This is a genomic window from Marisediminitalea oceani, assembly GCF_003731635.1.
Lineage (GTDB): Bacteria > Pseudomonadota > Gammaproteobacteria > Enterobacterales > Alteromonadaceae > Alteromonas > Alteromonas oceani.
The window spans coordinates 61,680-78,350 of record NZ_RCUA01000078.1 but is presented as its reverse complement, the minus strand read 5'-3'; the positions used below and the strand labels follow the sequence as shown (position 1 = coordinate 78,350).

Annotated in this window: 9 protein-coding genes; 5 read left to right on the top strand and 4 right to left on the bottom strand. The window is 50.3% G+C overall.

Features of this window, described 5'->3' with window-relative positions:
- Window positions 1-31 precede the first annotated feature (31 nt).
- Window positions 32-4,363 (top strand): alpha-1,6-glucosidase domain-containing protein, encoded by a 4,332-nt coding sequence (locus D9T21_RS19735; RefSeq protein ID WP_123326981.1) that lies wholly within the window; start codon window positions 32-34, stop codon window positions 4,361-4,363.
- Window positions 4,364-4,428: 65 nt separating this feature from the next.
- Window positions 4,429-4,839, top strand: a complete 411-nt coding sequence (locus D9T21_RS19730) for a DUF4019 domain-containing protein (protein ID WP_164464771.1) — start codon at window positions 4,429-4,431, stop codon at window positions 4,837-4,839.
- Here the strand turns inward: D9T21_RS19730 and D9T21_RS19725 are convergent.
- Window positions 4,829-5,542, bottom strand: a complete 714-nt coding sequence (locus tag D9T21_RS19725; RefSeq protein ID WP_123326901.1) for an endonuclease/exonuclease/phosphatase family protein — start codon at window positions 5,540-5,542, stop codon at window positions 4,829-4,831. The genes D9T21_RS19730 and D9T21_RS19725 overlap by 11 nt on opposite strands.
- Window positions 5,530-7,710 carry a VTT domain-containing protein gene (locus tag D9T21_RS19720; RefSeq protein ID WP_123326900.1) on the bottom strand — a complete coding sequence of 727 codons (2,181 nt, stop codon included), beginning with the start codon at window positions 7,708-7,710 and terminating at the stop codon, window positions 5,530-5,532. The genes D9T21_RS19725 and D9T21_RS19720 overlap by 13 nt, the downstream gene beginning before the upstream one ends.
- Window positions 7,711-8,050: 340 nt before the next feature.
- On the opposite strand from D9T21_RS19720, the gene D9T21_RS19715 reads away from it, so the two are divergent.
- Window positions 8,051-8,554 carry an RNA methyltransferase gene (locus tag D9T21_RS19715; protein WP_123326899.1) on the top strand — a complete coding sequence of 168 codons (504 nt, stop codon included), beginning with the start codon at window positions 8,051-8,053 and terminating at the stop codon, window positions 8,552-8,554.
- Here D9T21_RS19715 and amt read toward each other — a convergent pair.
- Window positions 8,548-11,604 (bottom strand): ammonium transporter, encoded by a 3,057-nt coding sequence (amt, locus tag D9T21_RS19710; protein ID WP_123326898.1) that lies wholly within the window; start codon window positions 11,602-11,604, stop codon window positions 8,548-8,550. The two genes, D9T21_RS19715 and amt, sit on opposite strands and share 7 nt — an antisense overlap.
- A gap of 386 nt (window positions 11,605-11,990) precedes the next feature.
- On the opposite strand from amt, the gene D9T21_RS19705 reads away from it, so the two are divergent.
- Window positions 11,991-13,658, top strand: coding sequence for an alpha-amylase family glycosyl hydrolase (locus tag D9T21_RS19705; RefSeq protein ID WP_123326897.1), 1,668 nt, complete (start codon window positions 11,991-11,993; stop codon window positions 13,656-13,658).
- Window positions 13,659-13,675: 17 nt separating this feature from the next.
- Here the strand turns inward: D9T21_RS19705 and D9T21_RS19700 are convergent, their stop codons facing one another.
- Complete coding sequence (locus D9T21_RS19700; protein WP_123326896.1) at window positions 13,676-14,698, bottom strand: LacI family DNA-binding transcriptional regulator; 1,023 nt, start codon at window positions 14,696-14,698, stop codon at window positions 13,676-13,678.
- 219 nt (window positions 14,699-14,917) lie between these two features.
- On the opposite strand from D9T21_RS19700, the gene glnS reads away from it, so the two are divergent.
- Window positions 14,918-16,585 carry a glutamine--tRNA ligase gene (glnS, locus tag D9T21_RS19695; RefSeq protein ID WP_123326895.1) on the top strand — a complete coding sequence of 556 codons (1,668 nt, stop codon included), beginning with the start codon at window positions 14,918-14,920 and terminating at the stop codon, window positions 16,583-16,585.
- Window positions 16,586-16,671: the final 86 nt, after the last annotated feature.

Below are 16,671 nucleotides of genomic sequence, written 5' to 3'. Positions count from 1 at the left end.
TACTTTTACTCAACCCACAGCATCCACCGGCATGCTGTATAAAATACTGGCTGGCCTAATGGTGTTAGTGGTGCTCACCCTTACCGGGTGCGGCAGTTCTGGCACAGACTCTGGTTCCAATGACTTGTTGGTGTGTGATGCGCCTCTGGTGCCCGATGAAGCTGGCATGATGTGTGTAGAAAAACCGCCCATTGCTTGCGATCCACCCACGGTACCTAATGAAGACAACAGTGCCTGCGTGGTTGGTGCTGATCCAACGCTGGACGATCCGGTGTATTTCCCAACTGCTAATCAGGCCGTGTTGTACTACAACCGTGCTGGAGTAGGGGCCACAAATGATCCTGGCGACAGTGCCTATGACGGCTGGAAACTGCATACCTGGAATAACGATGCCTGTGACGCTTACGCCGATGGCGATACCGACTGGGCTAATGGCCGGGCGATTTCTGGTATCGATCCTAACTTCGGGGCGTACTGGATCCTGGAGCTTAAACCCGGTTTAGCCGGCACACCGGGCGCCTGTCATAACTTTATTATTCACAAAGGGACTGACGATGCAGGCAAAGAAATGGGCGGAGCCGATTTCCAGGCTCCACTGGATCAGGACGATGAAACCTTCACACGGATGAACTTTACGCTCTCCGGCGTGCCCACCGTTTTTGAATTTCCTTTATTATCACTTGGTCCGCAACCGGTAAAAATTGAAGGTGCAGCGGCGCACTGGCTGGATACCCAGGTTGTGTTATGGGACGTACCGGACGGTGTTGAAACGGTTAAACTGCATTATTCTGCCGCGGCCGATTTGGCCACCTCGGTGGAAAATGGTCTCAACGGTACCGCCGTCGAGCTCAGCGCGACCAGCCTTACCGAAGAGCAGGTTGCTATTGCCCCACATCTGGCTTCATTGCCGGCATTCGAAGGCCAATGGAGTAGCGATGAGGCCAAAGCAGTGCTGAAAACCCAGGTGGTTGTGGGCGGTTATGCAAGCGATGGTACTTTGCTGGCAGCCACACGCTTACAACATGCCAACGTACTCGACCAGTTATACACCCGCGGTGAAAATGATGCCGATGAAGCCATGCTCGGTGGGGTCTATAGCGATGAAGGCATTACAGCAGCAGTCTGGGCTCCTACGGCAACGGAAGTAAACTTGCTGGTATTCAATGATGATAAGACTCTGGCTAACCGTTACCCAATGGCCTTCGATGACACGTCTGGCGTCTGGTCCTATGCCGGTGATACCAGTCTCGACAGAAAGCTCTATCGTTATGAAGTCACCGTTTATTATCCATCGCTGGAGGAAATTACTACGCTCGAAGTAACCGACCCGTACTCGGTGTCGTTGTCGACCAACGGGCGCTTCTCACGCTTTGTGAATTTAAGTGATGAATTGCTGAAACCAGACGGTTGGGATACCCAGTGGATCCCGGAGATTGCGAATCCGGAAGATGCGGTGATTTACGAAGGGCACGTGCGCGACTTCAGTATTCGCGATATGTCTACCAGTGAAGCCAATCGTGGTAAATACCTGGCCTTTACCGAAACCGGCAGCGATCCGGTCAATCATTTACAGACCCTGGCCGATGCGGGATTAACCCATTTTCACATTCTGCCCAGCAATGACATTGCCACCATAGACGAAGACCCGGCCAATACCGTGGACATCTACGATACCGTAGGTCAGCTTTGTGTGAAAAAACCGGATGCTCAGGTGTGTAACGAAGAAGATCCGGGCAGCATTTTACTGGATGTTTACAACAGCTACGACCCGCTATCCCAGGCAGGCAGTGCCCAGGCGCTGACCCAGGATTTACGCAGTGTCGACAGCTTTAACTGGGGGTATGACCCGCATCATTTCAATGCGCCGGAAGGCAGTTATGCGTCCAGTGCTGAAGGAGTTGAGCGGATCATCGAAATGCGCGCCATGGTACAGGCACTGCACGAGATTGGCCTTCGCGTTGCCCTTGATGTGGTCTATAACCACACCAATGCATCAGGTATCTTTACTAAATCGGTACTCGATAAAGTGGTGCCCGGCTACTACCATCGTTATGAGACGGATAGCGGTGCTATTGTGCGGGAAACCTGTTGCGAGGACACCGAGCCGCGTAATGTGATGATGGAAAAGCTGATGCTGGACTCATTATCGATGTGGGCCAGTGAATACAAGTTTGACGCTTTCCGCTTTGACATAATGAGTCAGTCTACCAAAGACAGCATGGTGCGCTTACGTGAAGCTATTCAGGCTATCGATCCGGACAATTACTTTTACGGTGAAGGCTGGAACAAGATAGACCGTGGTTACGAGCAGGCTAACCAGCTGAATATGGCCGGTACCGAAATTGGTACCTATAACGACAGACTGCGTGATGCGATCCGCTATGGTCATATTTTTAACCCCGACAGTGATTCTGCACTGTATGAACAGGATAGGGTCAAAATGGGCATGGCCGGAACGCTGGCTGACTTTGTATTAAACACCTCGGGTGGACGCGCTACCACGGCCTCAGCACTTGGTGGTTATGCTAAGGATCCTGCCGACATTATCAATTATGTGTCCAAGCACGATAATGAAACCCTGTGGGATCAGCTTAACTACGTGTTACCAGAGTCGCTGACCCTCCACGAACGAGTGCGGGCGCAAAATGCCGGTATGGGAATTACTTTGTTATCCCAGGGTATTCCATTTTTACAGATGGGCGGTGATATGTTGCGCTCTAAATCCATGGATCGCGACAGCTACGACTCCGGTGACTGGTTTAACTACGTAGATTTCACCATGCAAACCAACAACTGGAATGTGGGTTTACCGCTGGCTGAGAAAAACGAGGCCAGCTGGTCAGAAATGGGCCAGTTTGTGTCATCGCCTGAACGGGCTGCCAGCATGACGGAAATTGAACTGGCGGCAGAAGTGTTTAAGGAATTTCTAACCATTCGCCAGACCAGTCCGTTATTCCGACTCACTACCGCTGAGGAAATCATGCAGCGAGTAGGTTTCCATAATCTGGGTAACCGCCAGCAGGTTGGCCTGATCGCCATGAGCATTGACGACGGCTATAACAGTGAGGCAGAAACCCTGCTTACTGATATCGATGTTAATTACGATGCCGTGATGGTAATGGTAAATACCGGTTATGAGGAAAAGACCCTGAGCGTCAATACCGCTAGTGGTTTTATGCTACACCCGGTTCAGCAAAGCTCTTACGACAGCACCGTACGCGGCGCTTATTTCACCGAAGATCAAGCGGGCAATGGCAGCTTTACCGTGCCAGCGCTAACCATCGCGGTATTTGTTAAGCCTCAGGCAGGGGCCCAGGGTTATGGTCTGGCGAGTTACGCCACCGCGGGAGCTCCTGATGTTGTGCCTTACGGTGATACGCCGGTTTATCTGCGCGGTAGCATGAATGGTTGGGGCACAGACGGTGATTTCAGTTATCAGGGTAACGGTATCTACACCGCAACAGCCCAGTTAACTGCGGGTAATCAGTATGAGTTTAAGTTTGCCTCCGAAGATTGGGCAACGGTTAACTTTGGTGCAGCCAATGCGTCTGAAGCAACCGTTACCGAGAGCGAACCCGTAGCGCTGGGCACTACGAACAACAATCTGTTCTTTACCCCCGCAATCGATGCTACCTATCTGTTTACCGTAGATGCCAGCGATCCGCAGGCACCGGTATTAACGATAGAAAACGAGGAGCCTTATGCGGGAACCGAGGTTTACCTGCGCGGCGGCTTTAACGGCTGGGGAACAGATACACCACTGCTGTATCAGGGTGGTCGTCAGTATCAGGTGGCCATGTCACTGGCTGCTGGCAGCTATGAGTTTAAGGTTGCATCTGAAGACTGGGCAACCGTAAATCTCGGGGCAATCTCAGGAGCTGATGACGATAAACAGGTAGTGCTAGGTGAGCCGGCATACCTGGCGGCGACCAATGACAACCTGGTACTGACCATTGAAGAAGACGGTGACTATGTGTTTGTGCTTGATGCTACCGATAAGGCCGAACCTGTACTCAAAGTCTTCAATGAGCAATTCTTTGGTAATACCCCGGTTTATCTGCGCGGTGGCATGAATGGCTGGGGCACCGATGATGAGCTTATCTATCAGGGCGCTGGTGTTTATGCCGTTGATATAACTCTGGGCGGTGGTGCTACCGAATTTAAGGTGGCCTCAGAAGACTGGGCGACTGTGAATCTGGGTAATCCGGACGATGCCCTGACCAATACCGTTGAAGAGGGTGTTGGTAAGGTTCTGGGCTCCAGTAATAATAATCTGATGATTGAACTGGCAGCCGGAACCTACGAGTTCAGGGTAACCGGTCCGGATGCTTCCCAACCCATCCTGACGGTTATTGCGAAATAACCCTGACTTGTTGTACCGTAAGAGCGCGCCAGGTTTCCGGCGCGCTTTTTTTTGGGGAAATGATAATGCGCAGGTTCGCACGTTTACTATTAGTTAGCTGGTGTTTGATGGCGTTTTGGCCGTCTTATGCTAATGAGCCCCAGATGGATCTGGCGCCCGCCTATACCTGGCTGGAATTACTGGATAACGGTCGCTACTACCAGACCTGGCAATATGCCAGTCAGGGTTTTAAACAACGTATTGACGCCTCGCAGTGGGATCAGGTACTAAAAGGAACCCGCAGCAAACTGGGAGATTTAACCAACCGTAATCTCACTGGTTACGGCAAACGCCAGAAGTTCAGCGGTTTGCCCGACGGGGAATACTGGGTACTAAAGTTTGCCAGTGAGTTTGAGAAAGCCAGTTCACTTAGCGAGATCCTGGTCCTGACAGAAGAGCAAGGACAGTTGAAAGTCACCGCCTACTTTATTCAGTAGGCGGGTTAATCTCAAAATCCACCTTAACTGCTAAATGATCAGAGTAGTGGCGATAGCTCTTACCTGTTAACCGGTCACAGTGGTTTACTCTGAGCTCAGGACTGGTCCATAACCGGTCCAGTTTGAACAGGGGCAGGTGGCTTGGGAAGCTTCTGCCCGTGCGAAGCTGATGGTAAGTATGATCAAGCCGTTTAAATAGCCGGGTGTTTAGCCACCACTCGTTCATATCACCACCCAGGCAGGCCGGCATCTGATTCCGCTCATTAATAGTTAGCATGATCTCGTGCAATCGTCTGGCCTGATAGGCGCGCTCTTTCTTTTTGAGTCCCAGATGGGCGTTCAGCAGACTAAGCGGCTGTTTGTCCAGCGTCACCACAACATGTTGCAGGGTGCGCGGTTCGCGACGGGGAACGCTGATATTAAACTGCTGGCGGTGCAAAACCGGATGGCGGGTGAGAATAGCATTGCCATACCAGCCATGTTGGGTAGTCACCGTTGGCGCAGGTATCAACATGTATTTACCGTCAGCACAAATTGCACTGATATCATCGTTTACGTCGCGCTCAGCAGCGCGGGTATCCATTTCCTGAAGTAATACAAAGTCGGGGTCCTGTTCAACCAGAAAGCGGCCGATGCGGGCATAATCCTGAATGCCGTCCCGGCCGACGCCGCTATGCAGATTATAGGTAATTAAGCGATACATTCTTCAGATTCTTCTTTTGCCTCTTCTTTTTTCGCCTGATACATTTTGGCCGCTTTCTGCGAGCCAATAATCATTGCCAGCCAGAACACCAGGCCACCTACCAGATAGCTTACAGTCTCGGCTGAAGGGTTTCTGAAAATCTGCATGATAGAGTCACCTACCAGGCCTTTCGCAACCATCTGGGGCGCCATGCCCAGAAAGGTGCCAATTAAGAATTGTATCAGTGTGATAGATGAAATACCGGCCACCAGGTTCACCAGACTGAAAGGAGCTACCGGCAGCATGCGAATGGCTGCAACGCCAATGATGCCGCTTTTTTTCAGCTTCTCATCAACCGCCTCAACTTTAGGGCCACCCAGCTTGCGTAGTCCGGCATTACCTAACAGTTTACCCAGCAGGAACGTTGTGCCGGCGCTCAGCAGGGCGCCCATGATGCCGTAGATCGGACCCCATATCGGGCCGAAAATGGCAGCCACCGCCAGAGATAGCACGGTAACCGGGAAGAACAGGAGACCACCCACCAGATACACCAGTAATACGGTCGGTAAGGCAAAGTACGTACCGCGACTTTCTTCCAGGAAGGCCTGAATACGGTCGCCATCGAGCCACGGGACGGTATTACTGATTAGGATCAGCGCACCGGCTATCAGCGCCAGAATGATAACTCCCAGGCTAATCATAATGGTCCGGCGACGAGGATTGGTAATGGCACTGAATTTACCATGAAAATCCGGTATTGCCGGACCAAGCGGCTCCTCCGGATCAGAAATACTCCGAAACACATTGGTTTCCGACGCGGTGGTAAATTCACTGTCATCAATTTCTGTGAGCACATAGCCGTGGGCTAACTGACCTTCCATAATGGCCGTTACCGGCGCATCACTGTCGATCAGTTCCTGCATCTGGTCGGTCTCCCGGCCGGTATGTTCTGCCAGCAGATCGTTGCGAACAAATTCGATGCAGCGCTGGTTCTCTTCCGTGCTGCCATGAAAGACCAGATCGACCTCGGTATCCAGTGTCATTGAGCGATTACTCAGGTTCGATGAGCCAATCACCAGATACTGGTTATCAATGGTCATTACCTTTGAATGCACACGTTTGTAAGCCATGCGGCCTTGTTGATCGCGGATAGACGAGTAGGTCATCATTACCCGATCGTCATCGATATCTTTTTCGATAATATTCTTAAACGTAATACGGCTCGCCCAGTAAGCTTCAGATTCAAACAAGCCTTTTGGATCGTAAGAGCTAACAATGACCACGTGCAGGTCAGGGCATTCTTTCATGCGCTTATTAATGGCGTAAGCAATCTCTTCACGGGTGGCAAACTGGTTTTCAATGTAGATAAATTTCTCTGCCTGACCAATGAGATTGATCAGCATGTGGCGCACTTCCTGAACCAGCTCGGTGTCTTCCATTTCCGGAATGGTCCGTGCGATAGCGCAATCGGCGTTGGTAAAGCAGGGCTTTACGCCGTCCGGCCAGCATCTGGGCAAATCATCCATGTCGGTGTCAGGAAACCCAATAGACTCGATGGGTTTTTCGGCAATGCGGTTCCAGCGCCAGTGTGCGAGCTCGGCAAAATGTTTTACCAACGGACCACTGGACACGATTTGCACGTCGTGAAACGGACCATATTCTCCGTCCGGACCGTTGCGACCTGGTTCATCAATTTTATGCTCACGGGTATCCCAACGGTGTAATGCCACATCCATACCACCGGAAAATACCACTTCGTTGTCGATGAGAACGATTTTCTGGTGTTGCGAGCCGCCCATGGGAATAGAGTCATCAAGGATAGCCTGAACGTTTTCTGGTGTTTTATCCTGCCAAACCTCCAGCGCCCACATTTCACGCTGATCGAAAAATGCAAAGGACGAGTCCCAGCGTAGCAGATAGATTTTGAGGTCAGGGTTCTGCTCGGCTTTCCACCTGATCAGGTCGCCAATCCGTGAAGGGGCTTCAGACTGTTCTTCCTCTTCCCCATGAAGCAGACGAATACGGCTGTCGATATCCCAGCCAACGATGATGATTTGCTTTTCAGCTTTACAAATACTTGAATGCAAGGCCCGGTAGTAGTTAGCACAGTCGATAAGCGGGCTGGAATAGCAGGCCTGAGTTTCCTGCCAACAATTCTTACCTGGTTCGAAAATATTTTGCTTGGTCATAGTAAGCCCCTGATTACCCTTATCCTTGATAAATCAGTGTCGCTGAAATTTTGTCAGTTAATATCAGGACCTGATGATAGTTAACCAAGAGTGGTTGCAGGAATTGTACCGTTTGATTGGTCGGAATTTTATTTGTAACTTATTGAAAATAGGGGGTATATGGAGTTTGAATGATGGCGTGTTGATGATGGTTTGGTACCGCGGGCAAATATTTCCCGACTGTCTGTAGGAATTGCCCGACCTCATAACTACGCTGATAAAGCGCTATTGGATTGTAATGGTTGTTGTGATTTTGTCTCAGCCGACTAAAATGCTTGCTTCTTCAGACAGGAGGTAAAGCGTGTATCGTGCCGTTTCTATAGGGTTACAAAACCCGAAATCAGCGACCAATGTTGCCAGTATTCTGCGAGCCGCCGGCTGCTTTGGTGTTAGCAGTGTGTTTTATACCGGCCAGCGTTTTCGTCACGCTAAGGAATTTAATGCTGATACCAAAGCCTATCATCGCGTGATCCCCACGGTTGGCGTTGACCATTTGGAAACAGTTATTCCGTCCGGCGCCACTGTTGTAGGGGTTGAGCTGGTGGAAGGCGCAACACCCTTACCCGAATTCGTTCACCCGGATAATGCTTTTTATCTGTTTGGTCCTGAAGACGGCAGTATGGAGCCTTCGCTCGTTGCGAAGTGTGACCACGTAGTGTACATCCCTACCTTTAACAGTCTTAATCTGGCCGCCACAGTCAATGTATTACTTTATGACAGACTGGCGAAAAGTGACTATGACAGCTCGCTGGAATTAATCCGGACCAGCCGGGACACCAATAATCGCTTACGCCTGGATCAGTGAGTCTCCGACACCTCGAGTGTGGTGGCCAGCAATTCATCGATGCGTGTTACCGATAAGGGGCGGTAAAAATGATAGCCCTGGAAGTTATCGCAGCCGTGGGTGGCCAGAAACTCAAACTGAGCGTGGTTTTCAACCCCTTCAGCGATGGTACTGAGCCCCAGGGTCGAAGCCAGTTCGATAATAGTAGAACAAATTTTGGCATCTTCCTTCTGGCTGGCACACTCCAATACAAAGGAGCGATCGATTTTCAGCACATCCACCGGCAGGTTTTTAAGGTAGTTTAACGAGGAGTAGCCGGTGCCAAAGTCATCAATGGAGATGGCAATTTCCATTCCCTGCAATACCTGTAACACTTGAATACAGCGTTCAATATCGTTAAGAAACACGCTTTCGGTGACTTCAAACTCAATCCAGGCGCCAGGAATGGCAAACTCTTCCATGCACTGATTCAAAAACGGCAGAAAGGTGTCTGACAGCAGGTGAATGCCTGACAGGTTAATCGAGACCCGTGGCGTCAGGGGATAAGTGTGATGCCAGCTGGCCAGTTGTGCAAAGACCAGTCGCAGGATCAGTTCTTCCAGGGCGATGATCTGGCCAGATTCTTCTGCTACCGGAATAAACTCAGCCGGTGAGGTGAATTTACCCGGGCTGAGTTCAAGCCGCACCAATGCTTCAAGGCCAACCAGTTCGCGATGCTGATTTACTTTAGGCTGATAAAACATGACAAACTGATGGGCTGATTGGATAGCCTGACGCAACGTTTGCTCGAAGTTAAACTGATCTGATGCATCCCGGGCCATGGTCAGCTCAAATATTTTAAAATTATCCCGCCCAGCCTGCTTGGCGTTGTACATAGCAATGTCGGCCTGCTGGATAAGCGTCATAGGCTGGCAATTAGCGTCGCTGGTGATGCTGATGCCGATGCTGGTAGGGATTTTGAGATCCCGGCCGCCCAGGTTTACCGCTTCACGCATAACCTGGAGTATTTTGGTGGCACTGGTAACCACCGTGGTTTCATCGTGATTACCCGTCATCATGATCACAAATTCATCACCGCCCCAGCGGCAAATGGTATCTCTTTCCCGGGTAACGTTAATTAAACGTGCGGCGACTTCGGTTAGCAGTTCATCACCGGCTTTATGGCCCAGCGTGTCGTTAATTTTTTTAAAGCGGTCCAGATCCAGAAAAAACACGGCTACGGAGTCAGAATCCTGATGAATGTTGCGCAGGGCAATCTGTAAGGCATCGAGGAAATAGGTGCGGTTGTATAATCCGGTGAGCGGGTCGCTGTAGGCCAGCTCGCGCAATTTTTCCTGCAATCGGCGTTGGCGCGTTACATCACGGATATGCAGGGTAAACTCATTGCTTATACTGCTGCCGAAAGTCGTACCGGTAATGGTAATCTCCGCCGGGAAGGTATCGCTGGTGGAACGGCGCAGTATCAGCGTATTGCGGCGGTTAATGAGCAGGCCACTGGAGGCAACAAATTTACTGTTGAGGCTTTCTGTCACCGAGGGGCGATCTTTTTCCAGAATAAACAGCTCAATAAAGTTGCGATTAATCACTTTGGCCTGTAAGCAACCAAAGGTGCGTTCTGCTGCCGGATTAAATTCTATAATTTTACCCTCAAGGTTGATGGTAACGATACTGTCCATCGAGGAATTGAGGATCGCGCTCTTACGCTTTTCGCTGCTTTTAAAATCGCTTAGCAGGGAGTCCCGCTGTGTCATTTCATGCTGAACGCGCTCAATAACCCGGTTGTACTGTCTGGCAATCTGGCCTACCTCGGTAAACGGCTCTTCCGGCACCCGCTGGTTAAAATTGGCCTGGCGTTCCTGAATGTGCATTGAGTTGAGTAAATCGAGCAATTCGGTAGTGGCATTGTGCTCAGTGACGTTCATACCCAGGTATTCCTGCTCAGCACTCACCCGCAGCGGTATAAAACGGTTAATTAAATTCAGTGCCAGCCAGGCGAGGGTAAAGCTGAACAGGCCGACTACCGTTATGCCGATGAGCTGACTGCTTAATTGCGCCCAGAAAGCGTCAGAAAATAGGGTTATAGACTGATGGAAAAACGCTAAGGCTAGCGTACCCCAAACACCGGCAAACAAGTGTGCTGGTACTACACCCAGAGCGTCATCGAGACGCATTTTTAGCATCAGGCGCTCGCCGCCGTACATCACCAGCCCGGCGATAATACCAATCAGTGCCGCTGAAGCCGGTTCAACAACATTGGCGCTGGCGGTGATTGCAACCAGGCCCGCTATGACGCCGTTGAGCATTATGCTCACGTCCAGGAACCGATGCCGGCTGACAAACAAAGCACTGGCACTAAGCCCGCCAAAAGCCGCTGCAAGACAGGTATTTACCAGAATGACTGGTACCTGCTCATTGAGAGTCAGGGTACTGCCTCCGTTGAAGCCAAACCAGCCAAGCCAGATGAGTAGGGTACCCAGTACGGAGAGGGGCAAATTACTACCAGCGGGGAATGTATGATTATCGTCGAAGCGCCCGGCTCGCGCTCCGAGCACGATGATGGCAGCCAGACTAACCCAGCCGCCCACCGAGTGCACTACGGTTGAGCCGGCAAAATCAAAGAAGCCCAGGCTTTCAAGCCAACCCGGATTTTGTGGAGAGTATAACGAGCTCCACGCCCAATGACCGACGAAGGGGTAAATAAGCGTGCACAACACTATGGTGATGATCAGATAGCCGCGATAGGACATCCGTTCGGCTACCGCGCCGGATACCAGCGTCGCGGTTGTGCCACAAAACATCAGCTGGAATAAAAAGAAACTGTACTGCCAGGGAGAGTGGTTTGCACCAAAAAGGAACTCAGATGTACCGAAATAACCCATGCTGGACTGACCAAACATGATGGCAAAACCAAACATCCAGAATAATATCGACGAGACGATAAAATCTGAAAGATTTTTCGCCGCCACATTAATGCTGTTTTTGCTACGTACTTTGCCCGTTTCCAGGCATAAAAAGCCCGCCTGCATGCAAAAAACTAAAATCGCAGCGAACAATAACCAGCCTGTATCCAAAATGTCACCCTTTAAAGCAGATTGTGTCAGGCAAATCTGCTCTACCAACCGCAGCAGTAAATTTAAAATTAACCTTTATTTAAACAATACTTAAGCAATATTCGTACCTTTGAAGATAAACATGTCCTTTTGCATTAATCCTGTGAATACGTATGCACAAAGTTGGCGTTCCGGCCAACTGCCGTTAGTATTTAAATCATTGTTAACAGGCTGTTACGCACCGCTATTGCGCGAAAAGGTGAGCAAGGTTACAGCCACATACTGCATACTTTTTCCAATGATGAGACGCTTCTCATTGTTATCGCCGGTACTCCGTTGCTAGCTGGGGTACTGGCGATGTTTTTAATTTCCGGATTCGGCGTCAGAACCACAGGATAATAGCTCTTATGAAATTGACTATACCCGCAGCATCAGTGCTGCTTGCTCTATCACTGACTGGCTGCAGCACCACTGATAAGGTAGTGCAGGAAGAAATTTATGGCACCAAAGAGCCATTTGCGGCGCAAGCCATTTATTTTGTTCTGACCGACCGTTTTGTGGATGGTGATCCTACCAACAATCATGAACAGCAAGGCGGCGAACACCCAACCTGGCAATTGCGCCTCGATGGCCCCGATGGCAAATTTGCCAACGTGGGCTACATGGGCGGCGATTTACAGGGCGTGCTAAATAACGCTGATTATATTGCCGATATGGGCTTTACGGCGGTATGGTTATCACCGGTACTGGATAATCCGGATGAAGCGTTCACCGGGGATGAGCAAATCACCTATGGCGGCCAGTTTAAAGACGGCGGTAAAACCGGCTATCACGGCTACTGGGCAACCAATTTTTATAAGCCCGACGAGCACCTGGTCAGCGATTCTTTGAGTTATGCTGACTTTACCGGTGCCATGCGCGCAAAGGGATTCAAAACCGTATTTGATATTGTTGCCAATCATGGCACCCCAAGCTGGACAATGCCCGTTGATCAGCCAGGCTACGGCGAGTTGTATAACGCAGAAGGCGAGCTGGTGGCCGATCACATGAATCTGGCCCCTGAGGAGCTGTCGCCCCAAACAGAACCATTGCATGCTTTCTTTCATCCGTACCCGGATCTGGTCAAACTATCCAATCTCAATGAGCATAACCCGGCAGTGCAGGATTACCTGATCAACAGTTATTTGTACTGGATAGAGCAGGGCGCTGACGCGTTCAGAATCGATACCATTCGTCATGTTTCGCATAGCTTCTGGCGAACTATGGCGGAGCGGATCCGCGCTGAGCATCCGGGCTTTTACATGTTTGGTGAAAGCTTTCAGTACGACGCAAATTTTATCGCTCAGCACACGCAGCCCAAAAATGGGGGCATAGCGGTGCTGGATTTCCCGCTACAAAAGGCAATGGTAAATGTGTTTGAAAAAGCTGACAGCAGCTTTGCCCAATTAGCTGAACACCTGTACCTGACCCACGGCCCGTACCATAACCCTTACGAGCTCACGACCTTTTATGACAACCATGATATGGCGCGAATGAATGCCAGTGATGAAGGGTTTATCGACGCCCATAACTGGCTGTTTACTGCCCGTGGGATCCCGGTGGTTTATCAGGGCTCTGAATTTGCCTTTATGCGCGGTACTGCTGAACACGCCGGTAACCGCAACTTTATTGGCCAGGCGCTACTCAACGAACAGCGTGAAAACCCTATTCGCCAGGCCTTAAAATCCATTGCAGAAGTACGCAAAACCACGCCAGCTTTACAACGGGGCCTGCAATACAATCTTGCGATGGAAGGCAACCAGGCCATGTTCTACCGGGTGCTGGTGGAGAATGATAAAACCCAGATTGCTCTGGTCATGCTGAATAAAGGCGATGCGCCGGTCACCATGACTGCCGATGAATTTGTTGAACAGGGCCAATGGCAGGAGCAATTAACCGGCAAGGTAGCGGAAGCACAAAATGGCACATTGGCCAGCACGGTACCGGCTCACTCAGTGCGGGTGTATGTGCGCAATCAGCCGATCAGTAACTCGGCATTTACCCGGGCTCTACTGAACCAGATGGGCCGTCAGTAGCGGTAAGGTGGCCGGCCTTATTTGATGTCGCAGCCGCAAGACTGACGAACCACCAGATTAGTTGGCAACAAATGGTCATCCGTTGGATGGCCATCAATCGCTAACAACAGATTTTCTACCAGTTTTTCGCCAGCCTGGGCGGTGTTTTGCTGCACGGTGGTCAGACCGGGGGTGGTAAACGCTGCTAACTGAATATTGTCAAAACCGACTACCGCAACATCCTCTGGTACTCGTATCCCGGCTTCTTTAAGCTGCTGCAACACTCCCACTGCAATAATATCTGCCGCACACACAATGGCATCGGGCAGTGCTGAAGTGGTTTCCAATAAATGCTTTGCCGCCTCAATACCAGCCTCCTCAGAAGAGATAGCATCGTACTGAAGATGAGTGTGATGTTTATCCAGCGCACTGAGAAAGCCTTCGTAACGACTCTGAAACTCAGGTGCTTTGTCGCCGATATCGCCAATAAACGCAAACGAGCGGTAATCGTGGGAGAGTAAATGACGGGTAACAGACTGCCCGCCACTAAAATTATCACAACCAATAGAGATCCCGGGCCATTGCTCAACGGGTGCTCCCCAGCGCATAACATGCGTATTGTGCTGGTGTAACTGACTGAGTTTACCGGCATAGGAGCGATAGTCTCCGTAACCGAGCAGGATCAGCCCGTCGGCCTTATGAGAGTCTTCGTACTCTGCCTGCCAGTTATTATCGAGGTTCTGAAACGACACCAGCAGGTCATATCCCTTAGCGGCGCAGGCTTTGGTAATACTGCCTAACATGGCCAGAAAGAAAGGGTTCACCAGCGAATCATCTGAAGTCGGATCCTCAAACAGCAATAACGCAATGGTGCTGCTGCGCTGACGGCGCAGATTACTGGCGTTTTTATCTACCTGATAATTAAGCTCGCGGGCGATTTCCTGCACTTTCTGGCGGGTTGCGATATTGACCAGCGGACTGTCATTCAATGCCCTGGATACCGTGGATTGCGACACGCCGGCGAGGTGGGCAATGTCAAAAGAGGTCGGTTTATGCTTCATGCGTCGTTATTATAGTTCATATTATTATTTAACCGATGAGTCCGCGTTGATTAATATCTGTGCGATACCCGTTTTATTGCACTGAATTGTAAGTAGTGTTGGTTAGCACCCCTAAGACAGTGATATACTTTTGTTAAACACGAAGTAGTATTAGCATAGCTTTTTTCTTCTGCTTCATCACGTATTTAACTTAAACATTATAATAAGAGGGCACCGCGAATGGCCGAGACTGAACACCGTCCGACCAACTTTATCCGTCAAATTATTGATAAAGACCTCGCTAACGGGGTACACACGAGCATCAAAACGCGCTTCCCTCCAGAGCCAAACGGCTTCCTGCACATTGGGCATGCTAAATCCATCTGTCTGAACTTTGGTATTGCCAGGGATTATCAGGGCAGCTGTAACCTGCGTTTTGACGATACCAATCCGGCCAAAGAAGACATCGAATTTGTTAATTCCATCCAGCAGGATGTGAAATGGCTCGGTTTTGAATGGGATGGTGAGGCGCGTTACTCTTCTGATTATTTCGATCAGTTACATGGTTTTGCCGTGGAGCTTATCGAAAAAGGCCTGGCCTATGTGGACTTCAGTACCCAGGAAGCTATGCGTGAAATGCGTGGCACGCTGACTGAGCCGGGTAAGAACAGCCCGTATCGTGACACCAGCATCGAGACCAACCTGCAGGAATTTGCTAAAATGACTGCCGGCGAGTACCCGGAAGGGCATTGTTCGCTGCGTGCTAAAATCGATATGACGTCGCCGTTTATGTGCATGCGTGACCCGGTTATTTACCGGATTAAGTTTGCCCATCATCATCAAACCGGCGAGAAGTGGTGCGTTTACCCGATGTACGACTTTACCCACTGTATCTCGGATGCCATTGAAGGGATCACTCATTCTTTGTGTACGCTGGAGTTTCAGGATAACCGTCGTTTATACGATTGGGTCATCGAAAATATCACCATCGACTGCACGCCGCATCAGTATGAGTTTTCCCGCTTAAACCTGGAATACACGGTATTAAGTAAGCGCCGTCTTATTCAACTGGTTGAAGAAAAGCATGTGGCTGGCTGGGATGACCCCCGTATGCCAACCATTGCCGGCCTGCGTCGCCGCGGTTATACACCGGGTTCTGTGCGCGAGTTTTGCTTGCGTATTGGTGTAACCAAGATGGACAACATGGTTGAAATGAGCATGTTGGAAGCCTGTATTCGCGACGACCTCAACGTCAATGCGCCCCGCGCTATGGCTGTACTCGAGCCAATTAAACTGGTTATTGAAAACTATCCGGAAGGTGAGTCTGAGACACTGACTGCCCCCAACCATCCTAATGATGAGTCTATGGGTACGCGTAACCTTAATTTTGGCCGCGAAGTCTGGATTGAGGCAGAAGATTTCCGCGAATCCGCCAATAAAAAATTCAAGCGTCTGGTGCTGGATAAAGAAGTCCGCTTACGTAACGCTTATGTGGTGAAAGCCAACCGCGTTGAAAAAGACGCAGAGGGTAATGTGACCACGGTTTACTGTACCTATGACCCGGACACGCTCGGTAAAGACCCGGCAGACGGTCGCAAGGTTAAAGGTGTTATCCACTGGGTAGATGTAGCCAGCGGTGAAGCTGCGCAGTTCAGATTATACGATCGTTTGTTCAACGTGCCTAACCCGGCTGCGGAAGATGATTTCGTTGACGCTATCAACCCGGACAGCCTGATTGTTAAATCAGGATGGGTAGAGCCTGGCCTGCCTGGTCGTGTACCGGAAGTAGGTAGCTGGCAGTTTGAGCGTACCGGTTACTTCTGTCTGGATAAAGACTCCACGTCTGAGCAACTGGTCTTTAACCAGACTGTTGGTTTGCGTGATACCTGGGCTAAGATTGGCGATTAAGCCAGTTATTTGCTGTAGGTTAGTTTTACTTATTAAAAAGCCCCGCATTGCGGGGCTTTTTGGTATTTGTAGTTAGTCACTTAAGT

Excerpts from the sequence above, each read along its gene's own strand:
- D9T21_RS19735 (WP_123326981.1), top strand. The coding sequence starts at position 32 with ATGCTGTATAAAATACTGGCTGGCCTAATGGTGTTAGTGGTGCTCACC.
- D9T21_RS19730 (WP_164464771.1), top strand. The coding sequence starts at position 4,429 with ATGCGCAGGTTCGCACGTTTACTATTAGTTAGCTGGTGTTTGATGGCG.
- D9T21_RS19725 (WP_123326901.1), bottom strand. The coding sequence starts at position 5,542 with ATGTATCGCTTAATTACCTATAATCTGCATAGCGGCGTCGGCCGGGAC.
- D9T21_RS19720 (WP_123326900.1), bottom strand. The coding sequence starts at position 7,710 with ATGACCAAGCAAAATATTTTCGAACCAGGTAAGAATTGTTGGCAGGAA.
- D9T21_RS19705 (WP_123326897.1), top strand. The coding sequence starts at position 11,991 with ATGAAATTGACTATACCCGCAGCATCAGTGCTGCTTGCTCTATCACTG.
- D9T21_RS19700 (WP_123326896.1), bottom strand. The coding sequence starts at position 14,698 with ATGAAGCATAAACCGACCTCTTTTGACATTGCCCACCTCGCCGGCGTG.
- glnS (WP_123326895.1), top strand. The coding sequence starts at position 14,918 with ATGGCCGAGACTGAACACCGTCCGACCAACTTTATCCGTCAAATTATT.